General features: G+C 56.1%; 12 protein-coding genes, 1 tRNA gene and 1 pseudogene. 5 read left to right on the forward strand and 9 right to left on the reverse strand.

Annotated elements, in window-relative coordinates; translation table 11 throughout:
* The first annotated feature begins 13 nt into the window (after window positions 1-13).
* Complete coding sequence (locus tag A3L10_RS08475) at window positions 14-1,093, forward strand: lysylphosphatidylglycerol synthase transmembrane domain-containing protein (protein WP_088867199.1); 1,080 nt, start codon at window positions 14-16, stop codon at window positions 1,091-1,093.
* Window positions 1,090-1,926, forward strand: coding sequence for an NAD(+) kinase (locus tag A3L10_RS08480; RefSeq protein WP_088867200.1), 837 nt, complete (start codon window positions 1,090-1,092; stop codon window positions 1,924-1,926). The genes A3L10_RS08475 and A3L10_RS08480 overlap by 4 nt, the downstream gene beginning before the upstream one ends.
* On the opposite strand, the gene A3L10_RS08485 is transcribed toward A3L10_RS08480, so the two are convergent.
* From A3L10_RS08485 to A3L10_RS08505, 5 genes are read right to left on the reverse strand one after another with little or no spacing between them, the layout of a single operon-like run.
* Window positions 1,910-2,698 (reverse strand): DUF835 domain-containing protein, encoded by a 789-nt coding sequence (locus tag A3L10_RS08485; protein WP_088867201.1) that lies wholly within the window; start codon window positions 2,696-2,698, stop codon window positions 1,910-1,912. The genes A3L10_RS08480 and A3L10_RS08485 overlap by 17 nt on opposite strands.
* Window positions 2,689-3,666: a bifunctional N(6)-L-threonylcarbamoyladenine synthase/serine/threonine protein kinase gene (locus A3L10_RS08490; protein WP_088867202.1), complete on the reverse strand. Its 978-nt coding sequence runs from the start codon at window positions 3,664-3,666 to the stop codon at window positions 2,689-2,691. The genes A3L10_RS08485 and A3L10_RS08490 overlap by 10 nt, the downstream gene beginning before the upstream one ends.
* 39 nt (window positions 3,667-3,705) lie before the next feature.
* Window positions 3,706-4,227: a flavin reductase family protein gene (locus A3L10_RS08495; protein WP_088867203.1), complete on the reverse strand. Its 522-nt coding sequence runs from the start codon at window positions 4,225-4,227 to the stop codon at window positions 3,706-3,708.
* Between the two features lie 48 nt (window positions 4,228-4,275).
* Window positions 4,276-5,592, reverse strand: coding sequence for an acetate--CoA ligase family protein (locus A3L10_RS08500; protein WP_088867204.1), 1,317 nt, complete (start codon window positions 5,590-5,592; stop codon window positions 4,276-4,278).
* Window positions 5,593-6,786: a hypothetical protein gene (locus A3L10_RS08505; RefSeq protein ID WP_088867205.1), complete on the reverse strand. Its 1,194-nt coding sequence runs from the start codon at window positions 6,784-6,786 to the stop codon at window positions 5,593-5,595.
* A 72-nt stretch (window positions 6,787-6,858) separates the two neighbouring features.
* On the opposite strand from A3L10_RS08505, the pseudogene coaD reads away from it, so the two are divergent.
* From coaD to A3L10_RS08520, 3 genes and pseudogenes are all read left to right on the forward strand, one after another.
* Window positions 6,859-7,323, forward strand: a pseudogene (gene coaD / locus A3L10_RS08510) (phosphopantetheine adenylyltransferase); the annotation flags it as partial.
* Window positions 7,324-7,393: 70 nt separating this feature from the next.
* Window positions 7,394-8,074 carry a triose-phosphate isomerase gene (gene tpiA / locus A3L10_RS08515; protein WP_088867207.1) on the forward strand — a complete coding sequence of 227 codons (681 nt, stop codon included), beginning with the start codon at window positions 7,394-7,396 and terminating at the stop codon, window positions 8,072-8,074.
* Window positions 8,075-8,143: 69 nt separating this feature from the next.
* A tRNA-Gln gene (locus A3L10_RS08520) sits at window positions 8,144-8,219 on the forward strand.
* A gap of 634 nt (window positions 8,220-8,853) precedes the next feature.
* Here A3L10_RS08520 and A3L10_RS08525 read toward each other — a convergent pair.
* The 4 genes from A3L10_RS08525 to A3L10_RS08540 are packed head-to-tail and all read right to left on the reverse strand — an operon-like array spanning window position 8,854 to window position 16,840.
* The gene (locus A3L10_RS08525; RefSeq protein WP_088867208.1) at window positions 8,854-9,540 is read right to left on the reverse strand and encodes a hypothetical protein; all 687 of its coding nucleotides are present in this window, start codon (window positions 9,538-9,540) and stop codon (window positions 8,854-8,856) included.
* Window positions 9,541-9,589: 49 nt separating this feature from the next.
* Window positions 9,590-13,483 (reverse strand): DNA-directed DNA polymerase II large subunit, encoded by a 3,894-nt coding sequence (locus A3L10_RS08530; RefSeq protein WP_088867209.1) that lies wholly within the window; start codon window positions 13,481-13,483, stop codon window positions 9,590-9,592.
* 1 nt (window position 13,484) lies between these two features.
* Window positions 13,485-15,593 (reverse strand): DNA-directed DNA polymerase II small subunit, encoded by a 2,109-nt coding sequence (locus tag A3L10_RS08535; protein ID WP_088867210.1) that lies wholly within the window; start codon window positions 15,591-15,593, stop codon window positions 13,485-13,487.
* Complete coding sequence (locus tag A3L10_RS08540) at window positions 15,593-16,840, reverse strand: ORC1-type DNA replication protein (protein WP_088867211.1); 1,248 nt, start codon at window positions 16,838-16,840, stop codon at window positions 15,593-15,595. Before A3L10_RS08540 ends, A3L10_RS08535 begins: the two co-directional genes overlap by 1 nt.
* Between the last annotated feature and the right edge of the window lie 187 nt (window positions 16,841-17,027).

A 17,027-nucleotide genomic window follows, 5' to 3' on the forward strand; every position in this document is an offset into this window, starting at 1 on the left:
GACGGTGTACATCATGGACTGGAAAAAAGCAGTTTTTTTCATCGGAGCGCTCATAGTCATAGGCGCCCTCATCAACTGGGCGGGAGCCCAGGGAATAGCCGAAATCCTCCGGGATTCGGACATTGAGTACTTCCTCCTCGCCATCCTCGTTTACGTTCTCACACTCGTTGCCTGGGCGCTGCGCTGGAAGGTTCTCCTCAAGGGGCTCGGGATAAAGGCCCCATTCAGGGCGGTTTTCTCGGCCATATTCGTCGGTATGTTCTTCAACAACATCAGTCCCGGCGCCAAGGGGCTGGGCGAGTTCATAAGGGTTTACTACCTCGCGAAGAGAGTGAAGAGCCCCTACGGCCCGATGACGGCGAGCGTTATGATGGACAGGATTCTTGACCTCGTTCCCATCGCCGTGATGATGGTCGCCGCGACCTTCCACGTCTACCGACTCGGCGAGACCGGCCTTACAATCCTCATAATAGTCCTCGATGCGGTTCTCATAGCCTTCTCCGCCCTCGTGATATGGCTCCTCATGAGCGAGACCAAGGCCCCCGGGGCAGTCTGGTGGATCTACAGGCTCTACCACAGGATATCCACGAGAAGGGCCGAGAAACGCAAGGCCTCCTTCCGGAACATTGCAGAGGTCACCATCCCGAGGCTCCAGTCGGACTTCAGAATTCTCTCACAGGACAAGATGGCGACCGCCGTGGCGCTCTTCCACTCCTTCGTGTACTGGGGGCTGACGATACTCCGCTACTACCTCGTCTTTCTGGCCATAAAATACCCGATAGCCCCGATGGACATAACCGTCGTCCTGGTAGTGTCCATGGTCGTCGGGATGTTCGCGATAGTGCCCGGAGGGGCCGGAATAATCGAGGCCGTTAACTCAGCGGTCTTCATAGCCCTCGGAATAAACCCTGAACACGCGGTCACCGGGGTCCTCCTGGAGAGGCTCATATCCTACTGGGGCCCAACGGTCATAGGCTCCTTCGTGACCGCCGGCTACGAGGCCGAGATTCCAGAGGAGGAGCTCCCACTCCCGGCCCCGGATGAGGGAACCCTGAAGAAGAAAATGGAAGAGAAGGGGGAAAGCGAAACATGAAGTTCGGGATAGTTGCCAGAAGGGACAAGAAGGCCGCACTCAAGCTCGCATACCGCGTCTACGATTTCCTAAAGGTCAGCGGGTACGACGTCTGCGTGGACAGCGAGACCCACAGGCACCTCCCGGAGTTCCAGGAGGAGGACGTCTGCCCGCTCGAGGACTTCGACGTGGACTTCATCATCGTCATCGGCGGCGATGGAACGATACTGAGGGTGGAGCACAGAACCAAGAAGGACATACCGATACTGGGCATCAACATGGGCACCCTGGGATTCCTCACGGAAGTGGAGCCCCACGAGGCCTTCTTCGCCCTCAGTAAGCTCCTTGAAGGGGATTATCACTTGGACGAGCGCATAAAGCTCAGGACCTACCTGAATGGGAGAAACATCGTTCCCGACGCTCTGAACGAGGTCGCGGTTCTGACGGGAATCCCCGGCAAGATAATCCACCTCAAGTACTACATAGACGGCGGCCTTGCCGACGAGATAAGGGCCGACGGACTGATAGTCTCGACGCCGACGGGCTCCACGGGCTACGCCATGAGCGTCGGTGGCCCTTTCGTTGACCCCCGGCTGGATGTGATGGTTATCGCACCAATAGCGCCGATAGCCCTCAGCTCGCGGCCAATGATAGTGCCCTCGTACAGCAGGATAGACATCAAGAACATAGCCCTCACGAGGGAGATAATCCTCGCCATAGACGGACAGTTCTACACCTACCTGGAACCGGGAACCGAGATAACAGTGAGGCTCTCCCCAAGAAAGGCCAAGTTCGTGAGGTTCACGAGGGAGGTGTACCCAAAGTACACGATGAAGATCAAGAGGAAGTTCTGATGAGCTCCTTCAGGTCCTTTACGGGAGCAAATTCTCTTTTCAGCATCATAAGCTCCCTATCCCCAACGGTTGACTGATCCACTATAAGGAGCACCGTCGAGCCGGCCTCCACCGCGTAGTCCCTGAGCGTCGAGAGGAACCGGAACACGGAGTGGAAGTCGTTGTAGAGTATCAGAACCTCAAGGCAGTCTATGACGACCAGCCTCCCCCCGCTCTGCAGGAACTTCACCGCGCTGTCCAGGATTACGTGGAGCTTCGTGGGGCCGACGCCGCTTTCACTAGCCTGGGTTATCCAGAGGGCCTGGACACGGTCGCAGAACTCTTTGTACTTCCAAGGGCTTCTTGTCACCACTAGCGCCGGAACCTCGCAACTTCCGAGAAACTCAAAGATCTCATCGCGTTCCCCTAGGTACAGAAAGCCTCCAGGAGGAAGGTTTCCGTCGCGGATTTCTCCGGACGGAAGGGGAAATATCCTCCGCTCAACACTACGGATGTAGTTTATGATGCCGTACGCGACCCCAACTATCGAGAAGAAGTAGAGCGCTCCCTCTAGCGGCGCGAAGGATTCCGGATTGGCAGCGAAGTCGTCAGCCACATCCATAAGTCGCCCGATGGATGCCAGGAGAAGGGAGAAGGCAGTGACGACCAGAAAACGGTTCAATGGCTCCTCGTAGCGGTTGATCCGCCTGAGGGCATAGAACGCTGCATAGCCTATCACCAAAAGGAGAATGACGTCCGAGATGAAGACCAGCGGGGGCACCATCAGCCCCATACAACATCCACCTCGTCGGTTCTGAACTTCTGCTTGACCACGGTGTCGTTGAGCGAGAAGCGCACCCCGCCGAGGTACATTCTCAGGCCGGTGTAGGCTATCATCGCGCCGTTGTCCCTGCAGAGGTCGTAGGGAGGAACGAAGAAGTCTATGCCCCTGTCCTCTGTCATGGCCTTCAGCATCTCGCGGAGGCGGTTGTTGGCCGCGACGCCGCCGACTAGAACGACCTCGTCCTTGCCCGTGTGGGCCACCGCCCTCTCCGTCACCTCAACGAGTGCCGAAAAGGCAGTCTCCTGGAAGGAGTACGCCAGATCCTCCACGCGGTACTTCCCGGTCCGGTACTTCCGAACCGCCTCCGTCAGTATCCCCGAGAAGCTCAAATCCATTCCCTTAACCGCATAGGGAAGCTCTATGTACCGCCCTCCCCTGAGGGCGAGCTTCTCAATCTTCGGCCCACCTGGAAAGCCTATTCCCAGCTCCCTCGCGAAGGTGTCTATCGCGTTTCCTATGCCTATGTCGAGGGTCTCGCCGAAGACGCGGTAGCGGCCGCCTTCAAGAGCGAGAACCTGCGTGTTGCCACCGCTGACGTAGAGACCAACGGGGTCCCTAACGCCGAACATCTTGGTTATCTCCACGTGGGCGATGCAGTGGTTAACGCCGACTATGGGCTTCCGGTACTTTATCGCAAGCGCCCTTGCGGCTGTCGCGACGACGCGGAGGCAGGGGCCAAGCCCTGGTCCCTGGGAGAACGCTATAACGTCAACGTCCTCCATGCCTATCCCGGCCTCGTCAAGGGCCTTGCTCAGGAGGGGCTTTAGGAGTCTAGAGTGATGCTCCGCCGCCTCCTTGGGGTGTATCCCCCCCTTTTCCGTCGTGAGAGTGTGGAATACGTTGGCCAGAACCTCTTTCTCGGTAACGATGCCTATGCCGAGTGTATGAGCAGTACCTTCCAAGCCTAGGGCTATCATCGTGATACGCTCCGGGAAGGTGTATAAAAAGTTGCCGGGCTACTCACTGGGGCGGTGAATCTTCTCCTCGAAGGTCACGAAGTCGGTCCACGATGCGTGGGCGAGGAAGCCGGCCTCGAGCCTGGGACTGTCCCCGCTGAAGGCGTCCCTCCTGTAAGAACTGCCCACGACCTCTCCGACGAACCAGGTGTGGTCCCCGTAGGTTCTCTCATCCACCAGCCTGCACTCAAGGTTGGCCAGGGCGTTTCCAATGCTCGGGGTTTCAATGGCCTTTGACGGGACCAGTTCTATGGAGGTTTCCCTCAGCTTTGAAGGGCCGTGCCTCGTCCCGACTATCCAGACGTCATCGAGCATCTCCAGATCCGGGACGCTTATCACGAACTCCCGGTGCTTCTTAATCAACCCCCAGGTGTACCTCTCGGGTGCCACCGCCACGCCGACCATGAAGGGCTCGGCGGAAACTATCGTGACCCAGTCAGCGGCCATGACGTTTGCTTCCTCACCCCTGCCGGCCACCACCAGATAGGTTCTCATCGGATAGAGGAGCCTGTAAGGCCTCATGGCATCACCAAAAATGAATCCGACTTCATGTTATAAAAAAGATGAGGCTCAGCACCTCGCGAGCCAGGCGAGGGCTTTGGCGGCCCGCTCGGGGGTCGGGAAGTTCTTGACCCCATGCCCCTCCAGCAGCTGGACCCCGTCCCTTACGAGCTCTCCGGCCATGAAGTTGACGATGACCGGCTTGTCGCAGTCGGCCTCGATTACCGCCCGGGCTATCTCCTCGCTGGGCAGGAATATGGGCGGCACGCAGATGACGAGGAGGGAATCCACGTTCCCATCCCTGCAAACGACCTCGATGGTTTTCCTGTACCTCTCGTAGTCGGCATCCGCTATCAGGTCTATCGGGTTCTTCACCGAGCACTGGGGCGGGAGGAAGGAGCGGAGTTCATTGACGGTTTCATCGCTCAGCCTGGCCATCTCAAGGCCCAATCTTTCGAGCTTGTCCGTTGCGAGAACGCCCGGGCCGCCAGAGTTGGTGATGACCACCACGCGCTTTCCGGCTTTGGAATACATCTCGAAGGCCTTCGCGGCATCGAAGAGTTCCTCCATCTCCTCAACCTCGATGGCGCCGGCCTGCTTGAAGGCCGCGCGGTAAATCTCGTAGCTCCCCGCGAGCGAGCCGGTGTGAGAAGCGGCCGCCCTGGCCCCGCCAGCGCTCTTGCCGGCCTTGAGGATTATGACGGGCTTTCTTTTAGTGGCATAGCGGAGCGCCTTCAAAAACCGCCGGCCATCTTTAACTCCCTCGATGTAGAGCGCTATCGCCTTCGTGTTCTCGTCGTCGGCGAAGTACTTCAAAAAGTCGCTCTCGTTCAAATCGGATGCGTTTCCATAGGAAACGAAGGCCGAAAAGCCGATGCCCTCGTCGTTGCCCATCGCCAAAGCCGCCCCTCCAAAGGCACCGCTCTGGCTGATGAGGGTCAGCCCTCCGAGCCTAACGCGAACCTCAAAGGAGCCGAAGAACTTCCCGTGGACACCGAAGATGCCGGCGCAGTTCGGTCCGATGATTCTGACGCTGTGCTTTCTCGCCTTTTCAACCAGCTCGCGCTCAAGATCAGCGTTCCCAACCTCCGAGAAGCCGGCGCTTATGACGACGGCGCCCTTGATTAGAGGGCCGATATCATCAATGAGCCCCGGCACGAACTTTGCCGGAATCGCGATTATGGCGGTATCAACGGGTTCCTCAAGCCCCCCACGGATTTCGAAGGTTCTCCCTGCGACCTCGACGGTTCCACCCTTCGGGTTGACCGGGATTATCTTTCCCTCGAAGCCGCCCTCGACGATGTTTCTTAGGATTTCGTACGCTATGGCCCCCTTTTTGAACGAGCCGAACACCGCGACGCTGGAAGGATAAAAGAAGAAGTCCATTCACTCACCTCCACCCTCATCTTCCTCAGGGGACTCCTGCTCCTCAGATTCGGGGGAAGGCTCTTCCTCCCCGGGCTCCTCAGGCTCGGTCTCCGTTTCTTCCTTGGTCCCCCGTCTCTTCACTACGATGAGGACGGCCACCACAACGAGGACAGCCGCGATTCCGTAGGCGTAGAACCGGTAGGTTGACTTCTTCTCGGTTACAGTTATTATGATGGTGTGGTCCGGAGCGACAACGTAGCTGCCGCCCACGACGGAGATGCTGTCGAATGCACCGGGGAGCTTCACCATCGCCTTCCATATCTTTTCAGAAGACGTCTCCTTGTAGGCAACCTCCGGCCTGGCGATGCCTATAACCACCAGGGAGCCGTTTTCCTGGCGGGTGTCGATGCTCATTATGTTCATCGTGGCCTTGAAGCTCGCGAGGAGCTGGCTGATTATCACGGGGGTCGCGTTGGCGCCAGTGAAGGTCGCGTTGAACTGGACGTAGCCCTCGTGGGGGTCGTACTGAAGGGATATCTCCTTCCTGGTGGCGTTTAGGAACCTAACGTACGAGTATACGCGGGTGTAGAGCTCTATCAGGGGGATAAAGTCCCCGTTGTTCCACACGGCAACGTTGTCGCTCAGGTCGTCCGGAACGGGAGCGAGGTTGGCTATCTCGTAGTCCTGCGGGAGGATGAGGGTGAGCCTGTTCCATGTGTAGTCGAAGACGTGGCCCTTGTACACGAAGTCCAGGTTTCCGGTAGCGGGACACCGGAGCGTCTTTCCATCGCTGACGAGGAAGTTCGTAACCGCGAAGGTCACGACGGCGGACCAGTTGTCAAGGACCTTAACAGGCCCCCCAGACGGGAGGTATATTGTGCTGCTTACGTTGGCCGCTTCGTATCTCTTCTCAAGGTTGTCCTTCATGTTGTCGTAGACCAGCTCCTTCACAAAGCTCTTGAACTCCTCGTTGGCTGCGGTTGTGTTGTTGGAGGCCAAATAGTCGAAGTAGGCCCTGTAATGCGGATCTGTGAGAACCACGTACATCTTGAACGTCCCGAGCCACGTCGAGGTGTTCTCAATGACAACTGGAGCAACCTTGATGGTCATGTCTATCTTGAAGAGAGGCTGGGCGTTGCCTGCGGCCCCGACCTCACCGGCGAGCGGAGTGAGGAGAAGAACGATGAGTATGAGCGCCACGAATCGCCTCATTCAATCACCTCCACGGGAATCTTCCACCGGCGATAAAAAAGCTTATTGGTTCCTCCGCCTAAGTTTTCCCCCATGGGGAGAAAATACCGAAAAGTGGTCGTCGGCGGAACCTTCGACAGACTCCACCTCGGCCATAAAGCCCTGCTGAGGAAGGCCTTCGAGGTTGGGAAGTACGTCTACATCGGCCTCACCTCCGACGAGATGATACGTGAGAAGCCGTACGCGGATAAAATCCTCCCGTACGAGCTACGGCTCAAGGATTTAATCAAGTTCTTCGAGGTAAACGGCTACTCCAACTACCGTGTGATTAAGATACACACTGCCATCGGCTTCGCAGACGATATGAAGAGCTTAGAAGCCATAGTCGTGAGCGAGGAGACCTACAAGGGCGCGCTCATTGTGAACAGGGCAAGGGAAGAGAAGGGTCTAAGACCCCTCAAGATAGTCACCATAGGCCTCGTGAGGAGCTCCCTCGGACCCAAAATCAGCTCATCACTCATAAGGGCCGGCCTGATAGACCCATTCGGAAGGCCGCTCTCCAGTGGAAACGAAACCCCGGAGGGAAAGGCGTTTAAGGGACAAAAACGTAACACCTACGGTGATACCTATGGAGAAACTGAAGGAGCCGATTATAGCGATTAACTTCAAAACCTACGCCCAGGCCACGGGTGAAGGGGCCCTGAGGATAGCCAAGGCCGCGGAGAAGGTCTGGAGAGAGACGGGCATAACCATAGTTGTTGCGCCACAGCTGGCCGACCTCTACAGGATAGTCCAGGAGGTCGAGATCCCGGTCTTCGCCCAGCACATCGACCCGATAACGCCGGGAAGCCACACCGGCCACGTTCTGCCGGAGGCCGTGAAGGAGGCTGGAGCCGTTGGAACGCTCCTCAACCACTCCGAGAACAGGATGATTTTAGCGGATTTGGAGGCCAGCATAAGGCGTGCTGAGGAAGTTGGGCTGATGACGATGGTCTGCTCCAACAATCCGGCAGTTTCAGCGGCGGTGGCAGCACTCGGGCCGGACTACGTTGCCGTTGAACCGCCTGAGCTCATAGGCACCGGCATTCCCGTCAGCAAGGCCAAGCCCGAAGTTATCACCGACACCGTCGAGCTGGTTAAGAGGGTCAATCCGGACGTCAAGGTTCTCACGGGCGCGGGAATAAGCACAGGTGAGGACGTCAAGAAGGCCCTTGAGCTCGGAAGCGTCGGAGTCCTCCTCGCAAGCGGTGTAACCAAGGCCAAAGACCCGGAGAAGGCGATAAGGGATCTAGTGTCGCTGATTCTCTGAGCCTTTTCTAACTTTTAAGCCCGGGGAGGCTTAAGATTTATAAGCTCGGACTCGGCTTTTCTATCGGGCAGCCCCGTGGTGTAGCGGCCAAGCATGCGGGACTTTGGATCCCGCGACCCGGGTTCGAATCCCGGCGGGGCTACCATAGAAACTTTTGCCAAGCAAAAGTTTCATCAAAGTTGGTAGCTCCTTTTGAAAGGCTGATTCCAGGTGATTTTTTTCTTTGAGTGGCTGTCTTGGAAGTGAGAACTTTCCTAGTTGTTTCCTAATTGAGGGTTTAACTTTAAAATCAACGCCTCTTGGGCGTCAAGAGAGAATAAACCCCATTTCAATAGACTTTTTCAGAGCGTTCTCGCCTGAAAATAGACATTTGACGTATAAAATCAGTCTGTATGGGGCGTTCTTTATGAGGAGTTACATGCTTTTGGTCAAGCTTTGCGCAAGCAAAGGTTGCTAGGGGTTAATGCCCCCACACCCCCAGAAACTTCACGAAGGCGAAGTTTGACCAAGTTGGTGATTCTTTTGTGAAGTGCTCTTTTGAGAGGTTTGCCTTTTTGAGTGTGCGGTTTTTAGTGAAGAATTCCTTTGAAAATGCCTTATTAAAGTGGGTTTACTTCCCCGCGCTCCGTTGGAGCGTTTTTAGAGTCAAACCCGCGTTTTCGAGGGGCTTTGAATCGTGAATTCCTGCTTGAAAATGCCTGTTGAGATTGCAAGCCTTTTCTCAGTTGGCTTTTTGGGAGGAATCGCAAACTTTGATGAAACTTTGCTAGGCAAAGTTTCTAGAAAGCAAACTCCTCCACGCTGAACTCTTCCATGACCCTCTCGAAGTCCGTCTCTGGAGCGTAGGTAAAGCCGCACGTGGTGCACTTCAAAACTCCGTTCTCCTCACTTAGCGGTGAGAAGCAGACGGGACAGCGGTACTCCTCACGGCTCAGCCCCTCGTAAACCTCGTCCTTCATGACGAGCAGGTTCAGCTCGGCCTCCCAGTCCTCGTGGAGCATCCCCCAGTAGGGAGTCTCCACAGGATAGAAGTCCTCAAGAATAAGGGCGTTTATTCCGATGCCCCTAATTCCAGGGGGGAGCTTGCCGGTTGGCTCTATGCTCACCACGTACTGGTCGTAGAACTCGATTCTCTCGGCCCTAACCGTCAGGCCGCGGGAGAGCCTTGAGCGGAGGGGAATCACCTGAAGGAAGAGGCTCTCCTTGTCAACGTCCCAGCTCGCGCTTATTGAAACGCTCCCCTTCGTGAAGAACTGAGTTATGTACCTATCATCGCGCTCCTCGCCGGCGAGGTGAAAGCCCAGCTTGCCCATGGCCCTTCCGAGGAAGTTCGGCCTTGGAAGCTTCCGATAGTTCACCAGATACTCACCTATCCAGCCGGCCAAGGGCATAGAATAGCCTATGAACGCCTGCCTCTGAACCCGCAGGTAGGCCACGCTGGGCAGTAATTTGAACCCTGAGTTCATCCCCATCAAAGAAAGAGCGACGTAATGATATATATGATTAACGGAAAGGCTAAGAACCGAAGAACTCGTCGAGGCTTATGCCCTTCTTTTTCTTCTTCATGGCCGCCTTTTCCTTCTTGACTGCTTTTTCAAACCCCTGTGAGGGCTTTATCTTCTTTTCAGAGCGCTTGGAGGTCTTCTTGGATTCCTTCTTTTTCTCGGTCTTAGCACTCTTCTTGAGTTTCCCGTTTGCCCTCAGCTCGTCGAGGTAGCCGTTCCTCCCGTTGGATTTGCCCGTCCTTTCCTTTATCATCTTCTCGCATACATCGGCTGAAAAGCCCATCAGGGTTCTCTGCCGCTCGGGGAAGACGTTCTCGAAGAGGGACTTTATGTCCTTCTCGGTCAGGCATATCCTCTGCCTCGTGTAGTCTAGGACGCTGTACTTCGTAACGAGCATCTTGGCGGTCGGAAGGTACTTCTCTATGGCGCCTTTGCTGACGGTAAGGACTATTTTACCGCCGCACTTGGGACACTTGCCGGTCAGCGGAGGCCTTCTGTATTTGGTGTTGCACTTCACACAGCGGAACTCCTGCCGAGTGAAGCTCCTCAGGTTGCCCCTCAAGTCCGGAACGAGGTGGGAGTTGATTATCGTCTCGGCCACGTGGTGCTCATCAACCGCCCTTATGCGTTCCGCCAGGGCCAACTGGCGCTCCACCTTCTCGACCATATCGCCGAGCTGTTTGTACAGGCTCATCTTCGGGCCGAGGCCGATGTCGTCCGTGTCGTGGGTAAACTTCAGGCCCTCGTACATCTCCGGCTTGCCTAGCCTGTCCTCCACACGCTCGATGAACTTAATCTCCTTCGGGGACTTCATCTCATAGGTGGCGCCGTAGAATTCCAGTGGATAGTAGCGGACGACGTCCATGTTGTGAACCTCACTGTCAACCTCGCGCGGGTCGAGACGGGTGGTGACGACCAGCGGCGCGTCCATCTTGCCGCCGCGCTTCTCAGGGAGGTAGTACTTGCTGAAGTTGAGCAGGGCATCGAGGAGGAGCATCACGGCATCTTCGTCGCCGTCGCAGTTCCTCCTCTTCGCCGCGTGATAATACGGGTGTGCATAACCTACGAGGACGTCGGAGAAGCCTATTATCCTGCCTATGATTCCAGCGGAGGTATGTGGAGCCAAACCGATAACGAGATGGCCGACGAGGTCTTCCATCTTCTCGGCGTTGTAGAACCTCGGCAGGCCGTAGAACTTCTCCAGGAGGTCGTCTATGAAGCGGGCCACCTTGAGGAGGTACCTTCCAGCCTCGTAGGGCAGTATGACGTCCTGAACGCGGAGCTCGAGTATCTGGTCGTCCCTCTCCAGGGGCTTGCCCTCGAAGTCGTGGGTGTAGCCGAGTTCGCGGAGCTTTTCAACGCTCGTGCCTATCTCCTTTGGCTTGAAGTGGGTTATCGGGGCGTCGGTGGCGTCGAAACGAATGGTGCCGTCTTTAAAGACGTAGACGTCGTTTTTAGCCCTCAGCAGGCCCTTCTCCAGGGGCTCGGCCATCTTGTAGCCCGAGGTCATACCCTGGACGCCCTTGAGCTTGTCGATGCCGTAGACCTTGACGTTCTCCATCGCCGCGCGGAGAAGTTCGGAGGGCTTTATGGTCCTCCTCGCGTAGGGCTTCAGCTCCATGCCGCACTTGGGACAGCGGAAGTCGAAGTTCTCGGCCTCGTCCTGGGAGTAGTCGACGTTGCACTTGGCACAGTGCCAGAGGAGTTCCTTCCTCGTTCCACAGCGCGGGCAGATGTGCTCCGGCCCGATGTGGCCGCAACTAGGGCACTTGAAGAAGGCTATCTCCACGCTCGTTACCTTTCCTTCCTCGGCGGCCTTCTTGATGTCCCTGCTCGAGCCGCCGGCGAGACCGATCGGGAAGAGAACCTGAACGGGCGGCTTCATCTTCCTCTCCTTGGCCTTCTCGGGCCGGCCCATGCGAGCTCCGATCCAGCTTATCCCCCTGTCACGGAGCTTTATCCGGTTGTTTTCGTTGATGATGTCTATGGTGGTGTGGAAGGGCTTCGCCTTGAACTCCCATTCGAGGTTGCCGAGAGGCGTGAGCAGGGCGGCACTCCACGGATAATCGACCACTATAACCTTCTTCCTGTCCCCAGTTCTCTCAAGCCTGTGGGGGAGGCCGAGAAGTTCAAGGTAGCGTTTGATTCTGGCGTCGTTCTCCAAAACTATTTTTCTCGCGAACTTGTTCTTCATGTGCTCGTCCCACTCGATCTGAGCACCGACCAGAGCCCTCTGGAGCTCCTCAACTTCCTCTGGCCCCAGGGTGTTCCAGTAGAGGGTGTAATAAGGGTGAAGGGGAACATCGAGAACCTTTGATATGTGTATGGCATCCTCGACGCTCGGCCTCACGCGGAGCGGGTCCCTCAGGAGGTTCCCGAGAAAGTCCGGATCGAGTTCGATGTATTCCGCGGCCTCCTCGATGGCGTCGCGCGGATTGTCTTCAAAGGGCCTGAGCTCAACCTCGTAGGTCTCGGCCATCGCCCTGGCGAACTCCTGGATCCACCATTCCTCGGCATAGTTGGCCGGGAGAAGCGTCTGGTTGTTCTCCACGAAGTCTCCAAAGTTGACCAGCGCGTCGCCAACGTAGAGTATCTCCTCGATTTTATCCCTTATTCTAAGGGCGGTCTGGTAATCGTCCACCCTTATCACGCTTCCGTCCTTGAGCTTGACTATGGGCCCCTCAACCGTCGTTGCGGGCGTCACTATACACCCCTTGCCCGGCCTTTCCGTCTTCATCTGAGTTCCAATCGCTATGAACTCGTCGAGGACGAGCATGGTGGCGGGATTGACGCTCCAGGTGGCGAATCCACTGACGCGAGAGCGGCCATATCTGAGCCTGAAGCCGCCGTTCCTCGACGGCTCGGCGAAGAGCGGCCTTCCACCGATTATCTCCTTCGTGTACTTTTTGTTGGGGGCTATGTTTGCCCTAAAGCGCTCATAGAGTTCGTAGTAGAAGCCCTTCTCAACTTTCTCCTCAATCCCTTCCTTTGCACCGAAATCCTCGGCCTTGGACTCTGTGGGCTTGGAATCCTCCGCCTTCTTGCCCTTCTCCTTGGCCTCGACGAACTCCTTTATCCAGTCCCAGCCGTCAACACCCATCTTGTCTATGTACTTGACGAGCTTCTTCGCCTTCTGAAGGACACCCTCGGCCAAGACGAGAATCGCACCGCCGCGAAGGTGGTTGGTCTCAACGCCAGGGACGTCCCTGTGGGAAACCTCAACTTTATCGGTCTCTTCGCCGGTTATCTCGATGGGAATGTTCTTCATGGCCAGCCTTACTTCATCCGCTTCCGGATGGTACTGCAGCCTCGTAACGGCGCGGTGATAGAGGTCTATCTCCTCTACCATCCTCTCTATGTGCTTCTCGCTGGGCTTGAAGCGGTCGAGGCCGAGCTTTTTGCGAACGTAATCCCCAACGAGGACGCTTAAAGCTTGAGCGGTTCCACCCGAACTCCTTATCGGGCCAGCGTAGTAGAGGGCCAGGTATTCGCTGTTGTCGGCCCACTCGTTGCGCTTGATTTTAACATCGGCTATTCCCTCCAGGGGGGCGGAAACGATACCCTCCGTGAGTATCGCGAGTGCCGTTCTCACCGCCTGCTCAGCATAGCGCTCCTTGCTCCCAAGGTCGCCGAACTTTCCGTCTATAATCTCATCAACGACCTTGAGGGCCGCAAGCTCCTTTCCGTACTCCTTGACGAGGACGCGTATCCTCTCGGCCACACCCTTCGGGCCGACGAGGCTCTCAACACGGCCGGCCATGTCGGTCGCCTGGGGCACTTCGACCTCGAGGCTGGGGTCCTTTCCCTGCTCGCGGGCCTTTCTCGCTATCTCGTAGGCCCTGTCTATCTCGCGCTGGAGGGATTCGAAGTAAGCCTTCATTTCAGGGGAATGTATCTCGCCCATCTCAGACACCCTCACAGTACTGGTCGAACCTTATGACCGCCCTCAGCCTGGCGGTCTCGATGTCGATTATCGGAACCCTCGCCGGTGTTGGGACTATGTTCACCATCTTCTGGAACTCGGTCTGGGCCTGCCAGGTGCCGGTGTTTATCAGAAAAACGCCGTTGTACATCTTGTACTGCATAACGTGGACGTGACCGGCCTGGAAGAGGTCGGGGACGGACTCTATGACGAGGGTATCCTCGGAGTCTGGAGCGATTGGAACCTTCTCACCGAAGGTCGGTGCGAGGTGCCTCAGCTTCAGCAGGTCGAGCATCGCCTCGGCCGGCCTGTGGTGGCTCCTGTTCGGGATGAAGTTGACGACGTCCTCGATTCCCCTTCCGTGGGCTATGAGGAAATCCCTTCCGTGGAGCCGTATCACGGCGGGGTTGCTTATTATGACAGCGTTCTTGAGCTTGAGAAGGGGTCTGGCGTATTCTTCGTAGAAGCCCGGCTGTGGGATGGCGGTTCTGGCGGCGTCGTGGTTGCCGGGACCGATGAACATGGTTATGTGATCTGGCACGTTGCTCAGCAGATTCGCGAGCGCCTCGTACTGGTCGAAGATGTCAGGAATTGCCAGCTCGTTGTACTGGCCGGGGTAGATACCAATGCCATCGACAACGTCACCCGCGATCACCATGTACTTTATTCTGCTCACGAACTCCTCCTCGGCCTTGTTATTGACATCGCCGTTGAGCCACTCGAGGAAGCGCATGAAAGCCTTCTCGCAGAACTTGTTTGAGCCTACGTGGATGTCGCTGAGAAGAACGGCGTAGACCTTCTCCTCGAGGGGCGGCTTCTCCCGCTTGAACTTGGGAACGTCGGGGAGGAATATCTTGTTGGCGAAGAATATGCCCCTACCGGAGTAGCGTCCACGGAAGGCTATAACAGCGTCAGGCATTATCTGGAAGAACTTCTTGCTCTCCTCGTTGTTGCGGTTTATAAAGACCTTGATGACGCCCGTGTTGTCCTCCACCTCGAACATGTAGCCCTTCGCAGTCTCACGCTTGCTGTTAACGAGGCCGATGATGGTTACCTCGTCCTCGCCCCTAACGTAGCCCAGCTTGGCTATGTCTATCACACCGCCAATCTCGGGGTTCTCGCGGAGGATTCTGCGCATCTTCTTGAGCCTGCTCCTGAAGTAGTCGGAGTAGACCTTGATTATGACTTCTCCCTCTTTACCCGCGGCGTTCTTGGCCTTTGGGAGGGCGAACTTAACGTTCTTCACGTCGAACGTTACCTCGTACTCGTCGGGAATCTCCTTTGCCCTGTAGTGGAAACCGTCTCTTGGAGAGAGCTTGAGATCTGCGTAAACGGAGTAGCTCTTCTCTTCCTCAGGGACCTCTTCACCCACGTACGCTATGGGAACACCGTAATCACCGTAGACTATCTTAGGCTTGACGCCGTTTCCATTTTCTTCCCCGTTCACGTAGCCGTTATCGTAGCCGTTGCCGTTCTCGGCCGGAACTTCCTCAACGGTAGTCTCACCTTCCATGGGAAGGACTTCCTCCGGAGCCTCGGAAGAAGTGGCCCCCTCAATCCCGGTTTCAGATTTAAAGCTCTCAACGGCCTCTTCCGTCTCAGCATCTCCAGTGGAAATGGAACTCTCCCCCTCAGAAAAACTGCCTTCTTCCCCCTCCAATGCAGGAATTTCAGATGTTTTCTCGCCGCTTTCAGTGGGAGTTCCAGTGGAAATGAACGTCTGGGAAGCATCGCTCGAAGAAGGAACGAATTCCGCCGTTTGGGTTGTTGAGGCAATCAAACCGCTGGATTCACCGGGAACAGACGTTTCCACAGGAGTTTCGCTAGCAGGAGGAACCTCCGGGGAGATGTGTTCTTCAACGGTGGGCGACTCCACGGCCAAAGACTCTGCGGGGCTTTCCATTGGAGGGGCACCCTTCTGCGACAGAAAATCTTTTGCCAGTGCGGAGTCTATCACGAAGGTTCCCTTTGCCTTTGCAAACTTTATGAGCTCCGCGAGCGTGAAGTCTCTCTTATAGGCATCGACGAGAAGGTAGTAAGCCGAAGGGGTGATTAGATAGTTATTGGACATCAGATCCTCGATCAGACCCATCAGAGCAGCCTCCTCTGGCGGGACATGCTCACGGTGAGCACGGTCTGAAGTTGGTGGTCATGACGGTATATGTTCTTAACCTTATAAGGGGTTACGTTCAGGCGAATCTCCTTGGTCCTTCCATAGCGGCCCTTGCTGACGACCTTGGCGTTGATGATGCCGAGCATGTCGAGCTCGTTTATCAGGTCACTCACGCGCCTCTGGGTTAGGGGTTCGAGGTCTATGTGATCGCAGAGGGATTTGTAAACCGAGTAAACGTCACCGGTGTTGGCCGGAAGCTCGCCGTTCTCGTCGAGGAGAACTATGGCGTAGAGGAGAACCTTCGAGTGGAGCGGGAGGGTCTTGATAACTTCCTCCATGGTATCCTGCTCTATCTTCTCCTGCGCCTTCCAGACGTGCCTCTCCGTGACCTTGCTTGCACCCTCGCGCTCGGCTATCTCACCGGCAACGCGGAGAAGGTCAAGGGCGCGCCGAGCATCGCCGTGCTCCCTCGCGGCCAAAGCCGCACAGAGGGGAACGACTCCGTCGTCCAGAACGCCCTCGTTGAACGCGCTCTCGGCACGCTGCATGAGTATGTCCCTGAGCTGATTGGCGTCGTATGGCGGGAAGACAACCTCCTCCTCGCTCAAGCTCGAGAGAACGCGCGCATCGAGGTACTCCTTGAACTTGAGGTCGTTGGAGATGCCTATTATGCTCACTTTGGCAAGGTGAAGCTCCGTGTTTATCCTCGTGAGGGAATACAGTATATCGTCGCCGCTCTTTTTGATGAGCTTGTCTATCTCGTCCAGAACTATTATGACGAAGCGCTCCTTGGCATCTATAACCTCTTTGAGCTTGGCGTAGACCTCGTCCGTCGGCCAGCCGACGAGGGGAACCTCGACACCGCTCTCGAGCTTGAAGTAGTTCACGATGTTGGCCAGAACGCGGTACTGGGTGTCAACTATCTCGCAGTTGACGTATATGACATCCACGGGGACGTTATATTTCTGGGATATCTTTTTGAGCTCCTCAGTCACGAACTTGATGGTTACGGTCTTACCGGTTCCGGTCTTCCCGTAGACAAAAACGTTGGAGGGGGTCTCACCGCGGAGAACGGGAACCAGGATATGAGCAAGGTTCTCGATCTGCTCACGCCTGTGAGGAAGCTCCTTAGGCGTGTAACTGTGCCTGAGAACCTCCTTATTCTTAAAGATCTTCTTGGCGTGAAGGTACTTCTCAAAGATTGAATCGAGGTAATTGTCGTCCATAGGAACCACCCACTCCACTGGAAATCCAGCCCCATCGCTGATTTTTATTCAGGTAATCTGCAATTTGTTGAATATGTGATAATTTTAAGATTTACAGTTGTCAACCAGCCAATTTAATCGAAGAGATCTTGAATGTCAAACATGTGCTCCAGAGGAAGCACCGGATGCAGAGGAAAGCATAGATAAT

Source organism: Thermococcus radiotolerans (assembly GCF_002214565.1).
In the GTDB taxonomy this organism is placed as follows: domain Archaea; phylum Methanobacteriota_B; class Thermococci; order Thermococcales; family Thermococcaceae; genus Thermococcus; species Thermococcus radiotolerans.